The organism is Streptomyces sp. NBC_00353 (assembly GCF_036108815.1).
Classification (GTDB): Bacteria; Actinomycetota; Actinomycetes; order Streptomycetales; family Streptomycetaceae; genus Streptomyces.
On sequence record NZ_CP107985.1, the window covers coordinates 4,559,726 to 4,575,630 of the forward strand.

Annotated in this window: 13 protein-coding genes and 1 riboswitch; of the genes, 4 read left to right on the forward strand and 9 right to left on the reverse strand. The window is 71.1% G+C overall.

Going from position 1 to position 15,905, the window contains the following annotated elements; translation table 11 throughout:
* Positions 1-3: 3 nt before the first annotated feature.
* Complete coding sequence (gene pcrA, locus OHA88_RS20480) at positions 4-2,457, reverse strand: DNA helicase PcrA (RefSeq protein ID WP_328626601.1); 2,454 nt, start codon at positions 2,455-2,457, stop codon at positions 4-6.
* Between the two features lie 258 nt (positions 2,458-2,715).
* Positions 2,716-2,882: riboswitch (cyclic di-AMP (ydaO/yuaA leader) on the forward strand.
* On the opposite strand from pcrA, the gene OHA88_RS20485 reads away from it, so the two are divergent.
* On the forward strand, positions 2,881-4,047 hold the full coding sequence (locus OHA88_RS20485) for a C40 family peptidase (protein ID WP_328626602.1): 1,167 nt from the start codon (positions 2,881-2,883) through the stop codon (positions 4,045-4,047). Its footprint overlaps the riboswitch before it by 2 nt.
* Before the next feature lie 95 nt (positions 4,048-4,142).
* Here the strand turns inward: OHA88_RS20485 and OHA88_RS20490 are convergent, their stop codons facing one another.
* A complete protein-coding gene (locus OHA88_RS20490; protein WP_030968979.1) occupies positions 4,143-4,496 on the reverse strand; it encodes a hypothetical protein in 354 nt (117 codons plus the stop codon).
* 355 nt (positions 4,497-4,851) lie between these two features.
* On the opposite strand from OHA88_RS20490, the gene OHA88_RS20495 reads away from it, so the two are divergent.
* Together OHA88_RS20495 and OHA88_RS20500 are read left to right on the forward strand one after the other, a co-directional pair.
* Entirely contained in the window at positions 4,852-5,907 is a 1,056-nt protein-coding gene (locus OHA88_RS20495) for a C40 family peptidase (protein ID WP_328626603.1), read from the forward strand.
* 55 nt (positions 5,908-5,962) lie between these two features.
* Positions 5,963-6,724 carry a GNAT family N-acetyltransferase gene (locus OHA88_RS20500; RefSeq protein ID WP_328626604.1) on the forward strand — a complete coding sequence of 254 codons (762 nt, stop codon included), beginning with the start codon at positions 5,963-5,965 and terminating at the stop codon, positions 6,722-6,724.
* Between the two features lie 70 nt (positions 6,725-6,794).
* Here the strand turns inward: OHA88_RS20500 and OHA88_RS20505 are convergent, their stop codons facing one another.
* Both OHA88_RS20505 and OHA88_RS20510 read right to left on the reverse strand, forming a co-directional pair.
* Positions 6,795-7,490 (reverse strand): LuxR C-terminal-related transcriptional regulator, encoded by a 696-nt coding sequence (locus OHA88_RS20505; protein WP_267002852.1) that lies wholly within the window; start codon positions 7,488-7,490, stop codon positions 6,795-6,797.
* A complete protein-coding gene (locus OHA88_RS20510) occupies positions 7,474-8,772 on the reverse strand; it encodes a PspC domain-containing protein (protein WP_328626605.1) in 1,299 nt (432 codons plus the stop codon). Before OHA88_RS20510 ends, OHA88_RS20505 begins: the two co-directional genes overlap by 17 nt.
* 181 nt (positions 8,773-8,953) lie before the next feature.
* Here OHA88_RS20510 and OHA88_RS20515 point away from each other — a divergent pair, with 181 nt between their 5' ends.
* A complete protein-coding gene (locus OHA88_RS20515; protein ID WP_328626606.1) occupies positions 8,954-10,267 on the forward strand; it encodes a PspC domain-containing protein in 1,314 nt (437 codons plus the stop codon).
* A gap of 156 nt (positions 10,268-10,423) precedes the next feature.
* On the opposite strand, the gene OHA88_RS20520 is transcribed toward OHA88_RS20515, so the two are convergent.
* The 5 genes from OHA88_RS20520 to guaA form a co-directional block, all read right to left on the reverse strand.
* Entirely contained in the window at positions 10,424-10,933 is a 510-nt protein-coding gene (locus tag OHA88_RS20520; protein ID WP_328626607.1) for a DoxX family protein, read from the reverse strand.
* Between the two features lie 112 nt (positions 10,934-11,045).
* Positions 11,046-12,311: a hypothetical protein gene (locus tag OHA88_RS20525; protein WP_326605341.1), complete on the reverse strand. Its 1,266-nt coding sequence runs from the start codon at positions 12,309-12,311 to the stop codon at positions 11,046-11,048.
* Between the two features lie 113 nt (positions 12,312-12,424).
* Positions 12,425-13,195, reverse strand: coding sequence for a class II aldolase/adducin family protein (locus OHA88_RS20530; RefSeq protein ID WP_326627987.1), 771 nt, complete (start codon positions 13,193-13,195; stop codon positions 12,425-12,427).
* Between the two features lie 94 nt (positions 13,196-13,289).
* Positions 13,290-14,045 (reverse strand): SAM-dependent methyltransferase, encoded by a 756-nt coding sequence (locus OHA88_RS20535; protein WP_267002864.1) that lies wholly within the window; start codon positions 14,043-14,045, stop codon positions 13,290-13,292.
* A gap of 115 nt (positions 14,046-14,160) precedes the next feature.
* Complete coding sequence (gene guaA / locus OHA88_RS20540; protein ID WP_328626608.1) at positions 14,161-15,756, reverse strand: glutamine-hydrolyzing GMP synthase; 1,596 nt, start codon at positions 15,754-15,756, stop codon at positions 14,161-14,163.
* Between the last annotated feature and the right edge of the window lie 149 nt (positions 15,757-15,905).

A 15,905-nucleotide genomic window follows, 5' to 3' on the forward strand; every position in this document is an offset into this window, starting at 1 on the left:
TGCCTAGAGCTTCTCCACCGGCGCGTACCGCAGCAGCAGCTTCTTCGGCCGTTCGTCCCCGAAGTCGACCGTCGCCTTCGCCTGGTCGCCGACCCCCTCGACCGCCGTCACCGTGCCGAGCCCGAACTGGTCGTGCGTGACCCGGTCCCCGACCACCAGCGTGATCGTCGGCTTGTCCGAGGTGCGCCGGGTCGCAAATCCCGAGGGGCCCGAGCGCGAGCGCGACGAGGACAGCGAGGACGTGATCCCCGACGTCGGTCCGGCCGGGGCCGCCATCGGTCCGGTCCGCTTCCACTGCAGATGCTGGTCCGGGATCTCCTCGAGGAACCGCGACGGCGGGTTGTACGAGGGCTGCCCCCACGCACTGCGCATCGCCGCCCGGGTCAGATAGAGCCGCTCACGGGCCCGGGTGATCCCGACGTAGGCGAGGCGCCGCTCCTCCTCCAGCTCCTTGACCTGTCCCAGCGCGCGCATGTGCGGGAAGACGCCGTCCTCCATGCCGGTCAGGAACACCACCGGGAATTCGAGGCCCTTGGCGGTGTGCAGCGTCATCAGCGTGATGACGCCGGAGCCGTCCGTGTCCTCGTCGGGGATCTGGTCGGAGTCGGCGACGAGCGCGACCTTCTCCAGGAATTCGGCGAGCGTGCCCGCACTCGCGCCTTCCCCTGCGTCGGACTCCCCCCGCTCCTGCTCGAACTCGAGCGCGACGGCGGCGAGTTCCTGCAGGTTCTCGATGCGGGTCTCGTCCTGCGGGTCGGTGGACGCCTGGAGTTCCGCGAGATAGCCGGTCCGCTCCAGAACCGCCTCCAGTACCACGGCGGGGCCCGCGCCCGACTCGACGATCGTGCGCAGCTCCTCCATCAGCGTGTTGAACCGCTTGACGGCGTTGGCCGAGCGGGCCGCCATGCCGTACGCCTCGTCGACGCGGCGCAGCGCCTGCGGGAACGTGATCTTCTCGCGCAGCGACAGGGCGTCGATCATCGCCTCGGCGCGGTCGCCGATGCCACGCTTCGGCACGTTCAGAATGCGGCGCAGCGGGACGGTGTCCTCGGGGTTGGCGAGGACCCGGAGGTAGGCCAGGATGTCCCGGACCTCCTTGCGCTCGTAGAAGCGCACGCCGCCGACGACCTTGTAGGGCAGTCCGACGCGGATGAAGATCTCTTCGAAGACCCGGGACTGCGCGTTCGTCCGGTAGAAGATGGCGACATCGCCCGCCTTGGCGTCGCCCGCGTCGGTCAGCCGGTCGATCTCGTCGGCGACGAACTGCGCCTCGTCGTGCTCGGTGTCGGCGACATAGCCGGTGATCCGGGCGCCCTCGCCCGCGTTCGTCCAGAGGTTCTTGGGGCGGCGGCTCTCGTTGCGTTCGATGACCGCGTTGGCCGCGGAGAGAATCGTCTGCGTGGAGCGGTAGTTCTGCTCCAGCAGGATCGTCGTCGCGTTCGGGTAGTCCTCCTCGAACTGGAGGATGTTGCGGATGGTCGCGCCGCGGAAGGCGTAGATCGACTGGTCCGCGTCACCCACGACGCACAGCTCGGCGGGGGCGTCGGCCGGTCCGGCCGGGCCCACCAGTTCGCGTACGAGCGTGTACTGCGCGTGGTTGGTGTCCTGGTACTCGTCGACGAGGACGTGCCTGAAGCGGCGACGGTAGTGCTCGGCGACATCGGGGAACGCCTGGAGCAGATGGACCGTGGTCATGATGATGTCGTCGAAGTCCAGTGCGTTGGCCTCGCGCAGCCGGGACTGGTACATCGCGTAGGCCTGGGCGAGCGTCTTCTCGAAACCGTCCGCGGCCTGCCCGGCGAAGGTCTCCTCGTCGATCAGCTCGTTCTTCAGGTTCGAGACCTTCGCCGTGAACGACTTCGGCGGGAAGCGCTTCGGGTCGAGGTCCAGATCGCGGCAGACCAGGGCCATCAGCCGCTTGGAGTCGGCGGCGTCGTAGATCGAGAACGACGAGGTGAAGCCGAGCCTCTTCGACTCGCGGCGCAGGATCCGTACGCACGCGCTGTGGAACGTCATGACCCACATGGCGTTGGCGCGCGGTCCGACGAGCTGCTCGACGCGCTCCTTCATCTCGCCCGCGGCCTTGTTGGTGAAGGTGATCGCCAGGATCTGGCCGGGGTGCACCCCGCGCTCGGCCAGCAGATGGGCGATGCGGTGGGTGAGCACCCGGGTCTTGCCGGAGCCGGCCCCGGCGACGATGAGCAGCGGCGACCCTGCGTGCACGACGGCGGCGCGCTGCTCGGTGTTCAACCCGTCGAGCAGGGCGGCAGCGTCGATCACTGGGCGGTGGGCGCCGTCCCGGTAGTACGCGTCCCTGGGCGGCGGGGGCGCGTCGAACACGCCCGCGAAGAGGTCCTCCGGCACCGCTTCGGGTGCGGAGTCCTCGGGGGGCGGCGGGGGCTCTTCCTCCGAGTGCTGGAGGCCGGCCAGGAAACTGTCGTCAAAGAGGCTGCTCATCGCTTGACGAGTCTAGGCCGCCGCACCGACACCGTGCGGCCGCATGGCGAACCGTGCCCGGCGCACGGGCACATACGGAGATCGCGTGCCCACACCGCGTAGGGGAAGAGGGGGCCGCCCGGCCCGCACCCCCACCCCCGTCGCCGAGGTCACGAAAATGTATCGGGCATATCGAACATCAACCTTCACAGCAGCACCACGGGTTGGCTAGCGTGCTCGGTCGGGCGGCCCGTACCCCCTGAGGCGAACCACGCCGAGCGGGCTCCCACGCCGAATCCGGGCTGCCCTCACGAGAGTTCGGAACCGGGGACCCACACGCATCACCGGGGTGAATCGGTCCATATCTTCCCATTCGGACCGTAGGGCAGCCTTCCGTTCCGCCCGAACCCGACAGCTAACCCGGTAGGCGGTCCACGGAAGGAGATGCCGGCCTTGGCGTCGCATCGCAAACCGCGCACCCGTGTGCGCTCCACCACTCCTGCCGTCGGGCTCACGACGGCCGCACTGGCAGGTGTGACCCTGCTCTCCACGCAGAGCGCCACGGCTGCCCCGGCCTCGCCGAGGCCCAGCATCGAGGACGTGCAGAAGAAGGTCGACGACCTCTACCGGCAGGCGGGCACCGCGACCCAGCAGTACAACCAGGCGAAGGAGGCCTCCGCCGCACAGCGGGGCAAGGTCGACGCGCTGCTGGACGACGTCGCAAAGCGTGCCGACAAGCTGAACGATGCGCGCAGGACGCTCGGCAACTACGCGGCGGCGCAGTACCGCACCGGCTCCATCGCGCCGAGCGCCACCTTCTTCCTGGCCGACGACCCGCAGGCGTACTTCGACCAGAACCAGCTGATGGGCCGGATGGCGGGCCGGCAGCAGAAGGCGGTCACGGACTTCCGTACGCAGCAGGCCGCGGCGTCGAAGAAGCGCGCCGAGGCGGCGAAGAGCCTGGAGACGCTCACCGAGTCGCAGGCCACGCTGCGGACCAGCAAGGAGAACGTCCAGAAGAAGCTGGGCGAGGCGCGCGCGATGCTGTCGAAGCTGACTGCCGAGGAGAAGGCGCGGCTCGCGGCACTGGAGCGCAAGAAGGAGGCGGAGGCCAAGCGCAAGGCCGAGGAGCTGGCCCGTCAGCAGGCAGCCGCCAAGGCCGAGGCGGACCGCAAGGCCGAGGAGGCCGCGAAGCAGGCCGGATCCGGCGGCGATACGGGAACGGGCAGCGGCACGGGGACCGGCTCGGACAGCAGCGCCACCACGAAGGCCGACAAGGTCCTCGCCTTCGCCCGCGCCCAGATAGGCAAGCCGTACGTCTGGGGCGCGACGGGCCCCTCGTCGTACGACTGCTCGGGACTGACCCAGGCCGCCTGGAAGGCGGCGGGCGTCGACATCCCCCGTACCACCTGGGACCAGGTGGAGATCGGCACGCGGATCGCGACGGCGGATCTGCAGCCGGGCGACCTCGTCTTCTTCTACGACGACATCAGCCACGTCGGCATCTACAAGGGCGACGGCATGATGATCCACGCCCCGAAGCCGGGCGCGAATGTCCGCGAGGAGTCGATCTACTACATGCCGATCTACGGCAGCGTGCGGCCCGCGTAGCCGCGGTCCCGGACAGCGACGAGCCCCCGCCGGAAGGATCCGGCGGGGACTCGCGCCATGAAGGACAGGGACCGGCTCGGGCGGCAGCGGCCGGCTCAGGTCCAGAGCGTCGCGATGAAGATATTGGCGACCGTCAGCCCGCCGACGGCCGCGAAGACGCCCTTCTCGACCTTCTCCTCGTCCCGCTTGACGTACACCAGCGCGAGGATCACGACCAGGACCGCCAGCTTCACACCGATCTTGATGTTGTTGACCGGCTGGTCGTCCGCCTGGTTGAGCCCGACCAGTGCGATACCGGTGACCAGCATGGTCAGCGCACCGTGCAGCATCGCCGGGACGAAGCGCGCCGTGCCCGCACCCATCGCCTTCATCTGGGTCAGGAAGCCGCCCAGGAGGGCGGCGATACCGATGATGTGCAGCGCGACGAAGACATTGATGAGTACGTCCATGGGGCCGCAGCCTAGCCGGGGCCGTAACGCCGCTCTCCGGCGAGGTGGGGGCTCCTTGGTGTTTCACTCGCATTTGCACCAATTGCCTGACTCTGGCGCGTTTTCTCCGATCACTTGATGGCATCGCCTCGCCAAATTCGGGCAATAGCCGTCATTACGACTCTTCCTCGTGCCCCGGGTTTAGCGTCCCTATCCAGGTGACCGGCTTCACCGACGCTCCGCACGCGGGCGGCGGCCCGGTCGCCCCGCCGAAGAGTCCGGCGGCGAGCCGCTCCCCCTGCTGGCTCGCCGTCGGACCTCCGCGGGCCCGCCGGTAGGCCCCGACGGGCAGTCGACAGCAAGGAGCCCCGCCCTCGTGGCAGTGCATCGAAAACCCAAGCAGCGCCCGTATACCGGCTCTGCTGCCCGCACCGCAGCCACCCTCGCGTTCGCCGGGGCCGCAACAGCTGCCGCCCTGCCTGGGGCCGCACACGCCGATCCGCAGCTCACTCCCGCCCAGGTCAAGGCCAAGGTGGACCGGCTGTACCACGAGGCGGAGGTCGCCACCGAGCAGTACAACGGCGCGAAGGAGAAGGCGGCCGCCACCGCCAAGTCCCTGGGCGCGTTGCGCGACGAAGCCGCCCGCAGGACCGAACGCCTCAACGCCTCCCGCAACGCACTCGGTTCGCTCGCCGCCGCCCAGTACCGCACCGGAGGCATCGACCCCGCCGTGCAGCTGGCGCTCTCCTCCGACCCCGACGAGTACCTGCAACGGGCCTCGTACGTGGACCGGATCGCCGACCGCCAGGCCACCGAGGTCTCCAAGGTGCAGCGGCAGGTCACCGAGATCGCCCAGCTGCGCGCCGAGGCGAAGGAGGAACTGGCGGCACTGGGCACCCGCCAGGCCGAACTGAAGAAGCACCGCACGACGGTCAGGGCCAAACTGGCCGACGCCCAGCGGCTCCTGGACACCCTGTCGCCCGCGCAGCGCGCCGCGTACGAGCAGTGGGGCACCGCACGCTCCGCCGCCGGCCACGCCGATCGCAGCACGCAGCGCGCCGGAGCCGCACAGGCCGCCCCCAATGCCCGTGCCGCGGAGGCCGTCGCGTTCGCCTACGGGGCGCTGGGCAGGCCGTACGTCTGGGGCGCGACCGGTCCGACCTCGTTCGACTGCTCCGGGCTGACCCAGGCCGCCTGGCGCTCCGCCGGCGTCTCGCTCCCGCGCACCACGTACACGCAGATCAACGCCGGAGAACGCATCTCCCGCTCCGAACTCGCCCCCGGCGACCTGGTGTTCTTCTACTCCGGCGTCAGCCATGTCGGCCTGTACATCGGCGACGGCCGGATGATCCACGCGCCGCACCCCGGTGCACCGGTCCGCATCGCGCCGATCGACGAAATGCCCTTCGCCGGGGCGACCCGGGTGGCATAGGCTCCCGGCTGCCGCAGCCCGGAGTCCCACCGGGCCGGTCGAAGGAGACTCGCACATGCCCATGGACGCGGACGTCCAGAGCCACAGCCGTACGCTCGCCCTGCGCTCCCCCGACCATCTGCGGGTCGGCCCGTTCACCGTCCGCCACAACCCCGGCTGGCAGCTGAAGTACGCCAATTACGCGATCCCGGACCAGGGGGCCGAGCCGACGGCGGCCGATGTGCAGGCGCTGATCGCCGCGTTCCGCGAGCGGGACCGGATGCCGCGTCTGGAGTATCTGCCCAGTGGGGCACCCGCCGTCGAACCCGCGCTGATCGCCGCCGGTTTCACCGTCGAGAACCGGGCCCCGATCCTGGCCTGCGCCCCCGGCGACCTCCTGCCGCCGAAGCCGGTGGACGCCCTCGTGATCGTCGAACCGGCCACCGACGCGGAGTTCGACGCCGCCGCCCGCGTACAGCACCACGGCTACGGCGGGACGGGCGAACCCGAGGGCGGCGAGGCGGCCTGGCTGCGCAACGCGGTGACGGGCGGCGGCGTGGCGGCCCTCGCCACCGTGGACGGCGTCCCGGCGGGCGCGGGCGGCTGCTCGGTCCCGGTCGACGGCCTCACCGAACTGGCCGGTCTCGCCGTCGCCGACACGTTCCGCCGCCGCGGCATCGGCGCCGCGCTCTCCGCGCATCTGACCGCGACCGCGTTCGCGCGGGGGTGCCGGGTGGTGTGGCTGGAGCCGGGCGACGCCGATGTGGAACGGATCTATGCGGGCATCGGATACCGCAGGATCGGCGAGAAGCTGAACATCTCGCTCGACCCCGCGTGAGCACCTCGGGAGTCTCGGCCCCACCGGTGCGCCTGCGGGGCTCCCGGCCCCGCCGGTGCGCTTCCGGAGTTCAGACCAGCCGTCGAGCCGTCGCCCACCGCGTCAGCTCGTGCCGGTTCGACAGCTGGAGCTTCCGCAGCACCGCCGAGACATGCGACTCGACCGTCTTCACCGAGATGAACAGCTGCTTGGCGATCTCCTTGTACGCATAGCCGCGGGCGATCAGCCGCAGCACCTCGCGCTCGCGCTGCGTCAGCCGGTCCAGGTCCTCGTCGACCGGCGGCGCGTCCGTCGAGGCGAACGCGTCGAGAACGAAGCCGGCCAGCCTGGGCGAGAACACGGCGTCGCCCTCCTGGACCCGGAACACCGAGTCGATCAGGTCGGTGCCGGTGATCGTCTTGGTCACGTAGCCGCGGGCGCCGCCGCGGATGACGCCGATGACGTCCTCGGCGGCGTCCGAGACGGACAGCGCCAGGAAGCGCACCGGCTTCTCGACCGCGCCCATCAGCGGGGCGCAGCGGCGCAGCACCTCGACGCCGCCACCGCCCGGCAGGTGGACGTCGAGGAGGACGACCTCGGGGCGGGTCGCCGTGATGACGGTGACCGCCTGGTCGACGTCGGCGGCCTCGCCGACGACCTCGACGCCGGTCTCCTCGGTGCGGCCGATCTCGGCCTGCACCCCGGTGCGGAACATCCGGTGGTCGTCGACGAGCACGACCCGTACCCGGCGCTCCGGGCCCCCGGTTGCCTCAGTGGTCTCCGTCATCGCTCGCCCTCTCCATCTCCAGCTCGACTTCCGTGCCCCCGCCGGGCACCGAACGCAGCCGCGCCGTACCGCCGTTGCGCTGCATCCGGCCGATGATTGATTCTCTTACGCCCATTCTGTCCGCCGGTACGGAATCCGGATCGAACCCCGGCCCCCGGTCCCGTACCGAGACGAAGACCGTACGGCCCTCGACCTCCGCGTAGACCTGCACGGCGCCGCCCTCGCCACCGTACTTCGCGGCGTTGACCATCGCCTCGCGTGCAGCCTGCATCTGGGCGGTGAGCTTCTCGTCGAGCGGGCAGTCGCCGACGACGACGACCTCCAGCGGGACGCCGTGCTTGTCCTCGACCTCGGCGGCGGCACGCTTGACCGCTTCGGCGAGGGTCTCCGGTTCGTCGCCCTCGTCCTTGCCGGTGCCCTGGGGGTTGTACAGCCAGTTGCGCAGTTCTCGTTCCTGGGCGCGGGCCAGCCTGCGGACCTCGCCCGGGTCCTCGGCGTTGCGCTGGATCAGAGTGAGGGTGTGCAGCACGGAGTCATGGACATGTGCGGCGACCTCGGCCCGCTCCTGGGCCCTGATACGCATCAGGCGTTCCTCGGAGAGGTCCTGGGTCATGCGTACGAGATAGGGGCCGGCCAGCAGCGCGATGCCGGTGAGGACGGCGATCGCCGCGGTGAGGACGTTGCCGAGCTGAGCCGCGGAGCCGCGTACCACCATGAAGCCGGCGAGACCCAGGCCGACCAGGGCGACCCCGGCCAGCCCGCGGGCCAGATGCAGCACCCGGCGGCGGCTGCCGACCTCCATCCAGCGGGCCCGCCGGGCATTGTCGGCCTGCCGCCACACCAGGACGGAACCCGCGCCGATCAGCAGCGTCGGCCAGATGTAACGGTCGGCCTTGCTGCCCATGTCGACGTTGCCGACGAAGACGACAGCGCCGATCAGCAACGCTATGAGGGCGAAGAGCTGCCCCTTGTCGGGCTTGCGGAGCCGGCGCCGGCCGTCGACGCCGGTCTCGAAGACGGAGCGCGGCGCCTCGACCCCGCCGACGCCGAGCGGGACGACGATCCAGAACACGGCGTACAGCAGCGCACCGAGGCCGTCCGCGAAGAACAGGCCGAGGAAGACGAACCGCACCCAGGCGACGGGCAGCCCGAGATGCCCGGCGAGTCCGCGCGCGACGCCGCCCAGCATCCGCCCGTCGGCGCTGCGGTACAGCTTGCGCAGCGGTGGCTCCTCCGGGTCGGCGGTGAGGGAGCTTGCGGCTCGGGGCGTGGCGGCTGGCATGCTCCGATCGTCACATGTCGGGGCGGGCGGCGGCATCAGGGTCGGCCCCCACTCGACCCTGAGACGGCCGGTCGTGCGGAGACCCGAGGGCCTCCCTTCAGGGTCCGGCACGGCCAATATCAGGGATCGGCCAGGGTCGTCGCGGGTGCCGCGGGCACGCACGGCCCGTCACCATGGAGCCATGACCGTTCCCCAGGACGCCGCCCCCGGCGTCGCGCCGCCCGCCGCACCCGGTCCGCAGCTGCAGCGCAGCTCGCGGCAGAAAGTGGTGGCCGGGGTGTGCGGCGGGCTCGGCCGGTACTGCGACGTGGACCCGGTGATCTTCCGGATCGTGCTCGGTGTCCTGTCGGTGACCGGTGGCCTGGGCCTGATCTTCTACGGCTTCGCGTGGCTGCTGATCCCGCTGGAGGGCGAGGAGGAGAACGAGGCGCGCAGGCTGCTGTCGGGCCGGGTCGAGGGGGCGTCGCTGATCGCGGTGCTGTTCGCGCTGATCGGCTGCGGGCTCTTTCTCTCCATGCTGGGCAACGGCGGCACGCTGGCGTTCTCCGCGATGCTGACGCTCGCGGTCATCGGCTGCTGCGTCTGGACGCAGCGCCGCAGGGCCGCGGCCCCCCAGGACCCGCTGCACCCGGCGGCCGCACAGGCGGTGGCGGACGCACCGCCGGAGGTGAAGGCTCCGCCGTCGCCGGCCGGCCCGTCCTGGTGGCGGGATCCGATCATCAAGGACGGCACCTCGGGGCCGGTGGGCGCCGGCTATCTGTGGGGTCCGGCGGACACGGTGCTCGACGAGGGCACGGTACGGCCCCGCAGGGCCGCGGCGGACGCGCCGTTCCGCGCGCCCGAACGGGCGCGGGCGGACCGGGGGCCGCACTCGATCGGCGGCCTGGTCTTTCTGTTCGCGCTGATCGCGGGCGGTCTGTCCACGGGCCTCAGCTGGGAGACCCATCCGCTCGGTACGAGCCTGCAGTTCGGTCTGGCCGCGGCGCTCGCCGTGTTCGGTGCCGGCATGGTGGTCAGCACGTTCCTCGGCCGGACCGGGTTCGGCACGCTGCTGCTGTCGGTGATCACGGCGATGCTGCTGGCGGGCGCGGCCGTACTGCCGAAGGACATCAGCACCCAGTGGGTGCGCGAGGAGTGGCGCCCGGCCTCGGTCGCCGCGGTCCAGCCGCGGTACGAACTGGGCTCCGGGGTCGGCACCCTCGACCTCACAAAGGTGCCGGTCCCGAAGGGTGACGCGGTCAGCACCCGGGTGCGGGTCGGCGCAGGCCGGGCGGTCGTCGTCGTACCGAAGGCGGTGACGGTCCAGGTGCGGGCGAAGGCCGGACTCGGGGAGATCCGGCTGCCGGCCGATCCCCCGGGCGATGTGGACGTCAGCCCGGCGCAGAACGAACACCGGACGATCGCTCCGCCGGCCGGCGTCACCCCGGCCGGCACGGTCGAGCTGGACCTGGAAGTCGGTATCGGACAGGTGGAGGTCACCCGTGCTGCGTCATGAGATCCGGCCGGGCCGCGCGGTGGCGGGCATCGCGATGCTCGCCCTGGCGGCCGGCTACGCGGCGGACGCGGCGGGCAACTGGGACGCCCCTCGGACCTTCTTCTTCCCGGTACTCTTCGGCGGCCTCTGGCTGGCCGCCACCACGACGTGGGTGAGCTACCGGATGCGTCGCCGCCGCGACGCGAAGAAGGCGTCCACGGAGAACGACGCGGCACCACCGAGCACGAGCGGCAGCCATGCCATGAGGTAGGCCAGGTCGTTGCCGAAGTAGTACGGATCGGCCTGCCAGCTCATGGTCAGCCACAGGCTCAGCGAGATCAGTGCCCCGCCGAGTGCGGCGAGCCGCGCCCACAGCCCGATCAGGGTGCCGATGCCGACGGCGAGTTCGCCGAAGGCGATGGCGTACCCGAACGCTCCGGGGTTCTTCAGCGCGAGGTCGACAAGGGCCGGGATCGCGGACGAGTCGCGTACCCCGTGCATCATGTCGCCGACGGAGCCCGGCCCGCCGGCGCGGAAGAAGGCACTGTCCGTCAGTTTGTCGAGCGCGGCATAGATGAAGGTGACGCCGAGAAATATACGCAGCGGCAGCAGCGCATGCTCCCGTGCCAGCTCCCGCAGGCTCCTCTTCTCGCCCAGACCACCCGTATTCGTGCCGTATCCATGCATAGCGACCCCGCCTTCCGTCGACCCGTCACCAGACCATACGTACGCGGTGAACGCGCTGCTCACCAGCCCTACGGTTCGATCAGGTGCAATCGGCGTGGCTCCGGCCGGCCGTTCAGTCCGTGACGTCGATCTCGACCCGATTCGTCTCCACCCCGGCGGCCGTCACGACCTGTACGTCCACCAGTCCCGGTTCGACCTCCACCGGCACCGGCACGGTGAGCACGGTGTCCGCCGGGTTGGCGAAGCCGCCTGCCACCGGGACCAGCGGGACATGGACATGGACCCGGCCGATCCGGACGACCACGCGGGCCAGCCGGTCCGGGGCCCCGGCGCCGGGCGGTACGAAACCTGCACCGCGGATCTCGATGTCGTCGCCGGTACGGATCGGTGCGTCCAGATCTCCGGGCTCCCGGGCCCGTACGACGGACAGCACGACCGGACGCCCGCCCTCCGTGTACTTGCCCGCGAAGTACGTCGCCGCGGAGACACCCACCAGGAGGGCCAGCCCCCAGGGCAGATCGGGCAGTTGCTCGGGCCGGCGGGCCAGCCGGACCACTGCGAAGAGTACGGCGACGGCGCTCACCAGCACGTACTGCACGTCGGTGAAACTGCCCCGCCCGGAGTCGTCGGTGAGCAGATCGGCGGCGCGCGGCCGGTCGGCGCGCAGCTTCTGCAAACGCCCGGCGAGGGCGCGTACGGTCACCACCCGGCGCACGACCACGGCGATGGCGCAGACCAGCGCCAGCGCGGTCAGCACCCCGGCGCCACGCGCCAGTTCCAGACCGTCGATCAGCGCGTCGCGCTCCGCGTGTCCGGAGGCGCCCGCCAGCTGGAGTGCGAGGACGAGTACGGAGAAGACGGCGAGCAGCACCCAGGCCACGGCGACCGCACGGGAGGTGGAGAGCCGGTTGTCCTCGCCGATCAGCGGGGCGAGGACACCGCCGCGGGCCCGGTGGAAGCGGGCGGCTCCGGTCAGCAGCCCGGCGGTGACGAGCGCGGCGACCAGACCGGCGGTACGGGCCGTCGACCAGCCCGCACCGATGGCGGTGCCGGCCTCGCCGATGGCGAGCAGGGCGACGCCTCCCCAGACGACGGCCAGGGTGCGCACCCACACCTGGTGAAGCCAGGCGTCGCCCGCCTCCCGGCTGCGCTCGGCGACCGTACGGGCCGACTCGGTCAACTCGTCGGAGACCCACTGGCGGGTCGCGGACGCGGACTGGGCGACACCGGTCGGCAGCCCCTGGCCCGCGGCGAGTTCGTCCCGCTTGGCCAGGAAGGCGGCCACCGCGCGCCGGTGTCCCTCGCGCGCTCCGTGCGGGCAGTCGCCGCACGTACAGCCACCGCCGTGAGCGCCTTGTCGTGCCTCGTCCAACGCCACGGAGAACGCCGCCCTTTCCCGCCCACGCACTGCCAACTGACCACTGATTGCTGCGAATTGTGCCGTACGGGACGGGCCGGGCCCGCATCGGGGCCGCCAGGACGCGCGGATCGTCAGAATGTTCGGGAGATCCTCTTCCACAGCGGCTGGTAGTTGATCCAGGCCACCAGGTCGCTGCCGAGCTGTTCGCGGGTGGCCACCGCCTCCCGGTGCTCGATCAGAACCGGCTTCCCGGCCGCCCGCGCGGCCAGCTGCACCTGGCAGGAACGCTCCATCGTGACGAACCACCAGGCGGCCGCGTCCACCGAGTCGCCGACCGTCAGCAGCCCGTGGTTGCGCAGGATGATCGCCTTGCGGGTGCCGAGCGCGGCGGCGATCCGCCGCCCTTCCTCCTCGTCGACGACGACCCCGGTGTAGGCCTGGTAGACCGCGTGGTCCTCGTAGAAGGCGCAGGACTCCTGGGTGATCGGCTCGATGAACTCACCGAGCGCGGACAGCGCCCGCCCGTGCAGGGAGTGCGTGTGCGCGACGGCGACGACGTCCGGGCGGGCCCGGTGCACCTGGGCATGGACGGCGAACGCCGCCTGGTTGACGTGGTGGCGCCCCTCGACGACCTGCCCGTCACCGTTGACCAGGATCAGCTCGTCCGGCAGGAGTCCGTCGAAGGGGGCGCCGAACGGGTTGACCCAGAAGCAGCCGGTGTACTCCGGGTCCCGCGCGGTGATGTGACCGGAGACGCCGTCCTCGTACCCGTACGCCGCGAACAGCCGCAGCGCCCCGGCCAGCCGCTCCTTGCGGTACGCGCGCTCCTCGTCGATCGACTGATGGACGGGCGGCATCGCGAACTGCAGCTGTTCCACGGGTATCGGTGTGGGCTCGGGCATGGCGACTCCTCGGGGCTCCCAGGGCGTACGGGACCGGAAGTTACCGCCGGTCGCCGCAGGTGGCCAGAGCGATCACGCACCGATTCGGGAACGGTCAGGCGCTCAGCACGAGGTAGGCGAGGGTGAAGTCCCCGCGGTAGCCGCCGTAGTAGCCGGTGCGGCGGGCGTCGACCTCGGCGATCACCTCGTCGTACAGCGGATGGCCGGGGTTCTCCAGCGCCCAGCGCTCACCCCGTCCGATCGGCCCGTTCGACTCGAAGAGGTCCCATTCGCGCTGGTCGGCAACGGTCACCTGGAGTGCGCGCAGCCCGACGGACTCGGCGAGCCTGATCAATTCGAGCAGCGAACCGAAGTCGCCGGGTTCGGCCCCGATGCCGTCGAGTGCGGCGGGGGACGGATCCCGGAGCCAGATCCCGTCGCCGTACAGCACCCGCCCGCCGGGCCGGACGGCGGCGCGCAGGGCCTTCAGCGCCTCGGCCGTCGAGCCGGGCCACGCATGGGCGGAACCGATGGAAACGGCGAGGTCGTATCCGCTCCCGGTCCACTCGGTGGCGGGCGTCGTGTGGAACCGTACGCGCTCCGCGAGCCCCCGCTCCTCGGCGAGCGCCCGCCCGCGCGCCACGGCGTCGGGGTCGGTCTCCACACCGTCGCCGGTACTGCCGGGCGCCGATGCCACCAGTCGCATCAGCAGTTCGCCCCAGCCGCTGCCGATGTCCACGATGCGCGCCCCGGGGGCGGGTGCACAGGCCGAGATCAACTGCGCGGCGTGCTCCTCGGAGAGCGGGGTGTTCCAGGTCAGTCGGTAGTTGTGAGGCGCGGAGATGATCGGGCGGATCTGATCGGCAGACATGGTCGCGGAGCCTCGCACGGACGTGCGGGCGGCGCAATCGGTTTTCTCAGCCGGTACGACGATGCCGCCGCCCAAACGAATGAGCGACGGCATCACGTTGACCCTACGGGGAGGGTTACTCCCACTCGATGGTGCCCGGCGGCTTGCTCGTCACGTCGAGGACGACGCGGTTGACGTCGGCGACCTCGTTCGTGATGCGGGTGGAGATCTTCGCCAGAACCTCGTACGGCAGGCGCGACCAGTCGGCCGTCATGGCGTCCTCGGAGGAGACCGGGCGAAGGACGATCGGGTGACCGTACGTACGGCCGTCGCCCTGGACGCCGACCGAGCGGACGTCGGCCAGGAGGACCACGGGGCACTGCCAGATGTCACGGTCGAGGCCGGCCGCGGTCAGCTCCTCGCGGGCGATGGCGTCGGCCTCGCGCAGCAGGTCGAGCCGGTCCTTGGTGACCTCGCCGACGATCCGGATACCGAGACCGGGGCCGGGGAACGGCTGACGCTGGACGATCTCCTCCGGCAGGCCGAGTTCCTGGCCGACCATCCGGACCTCGTCCTTGAACAGCTGGCGCAGCGGCTCGACGAGCTGGAACTCGATGTCGTCGGGGAGGCCGCCCACGTTGTGGTGGGACTTGATGTTGGCGGTGCCGGTGCCGCCGCCGGACTCCACGACGTCCGGGTAGAGCGTGCCCTGCACGAGGAACGCGACGTCCTCGCCGGCCGCGCCCGCCTCGGCGACGAGCTCGGCCTGGGCCTGCTCGAAGACGCGGATGAACTCGCGGCCGATGATCTTTCGCTTCTGCTCGGGGTCGGAGACCCCGGCCAGCGCGTTCAGGAACCGCTCCTCGGCGTCGACGACCTTCAGCTGGACGCCGGTGGCGGCCACGAAGTCCTTCTCGACCTGCTCGGTCTCGCCCTTGCGCATCAGACCGTGGTCGACGTACACGCAGGTCAGCTGGGAGCCGATGGCCTTCTGTACGAGGGCTGCGGCGACCGCGGAGTCCACGCCGCCGGAGAGGCCGCAGATGGCGCGCTTGGTGCCGACCTGCTCGCGGATCAGCGCGATCTGCTCCTCGACCACATTGGTCGTGGTCCAGGTCGGCTCGATGCCGGCGCCGCGGTAGAGGAAGTGCTCCAGGACCTGCTGGCCGTGCGTGGAGTGCAGCACCTCCGGGTGGTACTGGACGCCGTACAGCTTCTTCTCGTCGTTCTCGAAGGCGGCGACCGGCACGACGTCCGTGGACGCAGTGACGGTGAAGCCCTCGGGGGCGGCGGAGCAGGCGTCGCCGTGCGACATCCACACCGACTGCTCGGCGGGCGTGCCCTCGAAGAGCGTGGAGCCGGTCTTGGAGACGTTCAGCGGGGTGCGGCCGTACTCACGGGCACCGTTGTCGTCGACGGTGCCGCCGAGCGTGGTGGCCATCAGCTGGAAGCCGTAGCACATGCCGAAGACCGGGACCCCGGCCTCGAACAGCGAGCGGTCGAGGCTGGGCGCGCCCTCCGCGTACACCGAGGAGGGGCCGCCGGACAGGATGATCGCCCGGGGGTTCTTGGCCAGCATCTCGGCCACCGGCATCGTGGACGGGACGATCTCGCTGTAGACCCGGGCCTCACGGACGCGTCGGGCGATGAGCTGGGCGTACTGCGCGCCGAAGTCGACAACAAGGACCACGTCGGGTGCGGTGTCGGGGGCGGCGGGGGGTGCTGCTGGCACGGGGCGGCCTTCCGGCGGTGAAGGGGGGTCGGTCCTCCCGATTCTACCGGGGATGCGAGGGAGACCCTGTTCGCGTCCGCCGGGACGGGGTCGTCGGCCGCTCCCACTGCGGCGTCTCATCATCCGGGCGCCGCGTTGGACCACCGGCG

Excerpts from the sequence above, each read along its gene's own strand:
- OHA88_RS20505 (WP_267002852.1), bottom strand. The coding sequence starts at position 7,490 with ATGACGGAGACCACTGAGGCAACCGGGGGCCCGGAGCGCCGGGTACGG.
- OHA88_RS20530 (WP_326627987.1), bottom strand. The coding sequence starts at position 13,195 with ATGCCCGAGCCCACACCGATACCCGTGGAACAGCTGCAGTTCGCGATG.
- OHA88_RS20515 (WP_328626606.1), top strand. The coding sequence starts at position 8,954 with ATGACCGTTCCCCAGGACGCCGCCCCCGGCGTCGCGCCGCCCGCCGCA.
- OHA88_RS20520 (WP_328626607.1), bottom strand. The coding sequence starts at position 10,933 with ATGCATGGATACGGCACGAATACGGGTGGTCTGGGCGAGAAGAGGAGC.
- OHA88_RS20535 (WP_267002864.1), bottom strand. The coding sequence starts at position 14,045 with ATGTCTGCCGATCAGATCCGCCCGATCATCTCCGCGCCTCACAACTAC.
- OHA88_RS20500 (WP_328626604.1), top strand. The coding sequence starts at position 5,963 with ATGCCCATGGACGCGGACGTCCAGAGCCACAGCCGTACGCTCGCCCTG.
- OHA88_RS20485 (WP_328626602.1), top strand. The coding sequence starts at position 2,881 with ATGCCGGCCTTGGCGTCGCATCGCAAACCGCGCACCCGTGTGCGCTCC.
- pcrA (WP_328626601.1), bottom strand. The coding sequence starts at position 2,457 with ATGAGCAGCCTCTTTGACGACAGTTTCCTGGCCGGCCTCCAGCACTCG.
- OHA88_RS20510 (WP_328626605.1), bottom strand. The coding sequence starts at position 8,772 with ATGCCAGCCGCCACGCCCCGAGCCGCAAGCTCCCTCACCGCCGACCCG.
- OHA88_RS20490 (WP_030968979.1), bottom strand. The coding sequence starts at position 4,496 with ATGGACGTACTCATCAATGTCTTCGTCGCGCTGCACATCATCGGTATC.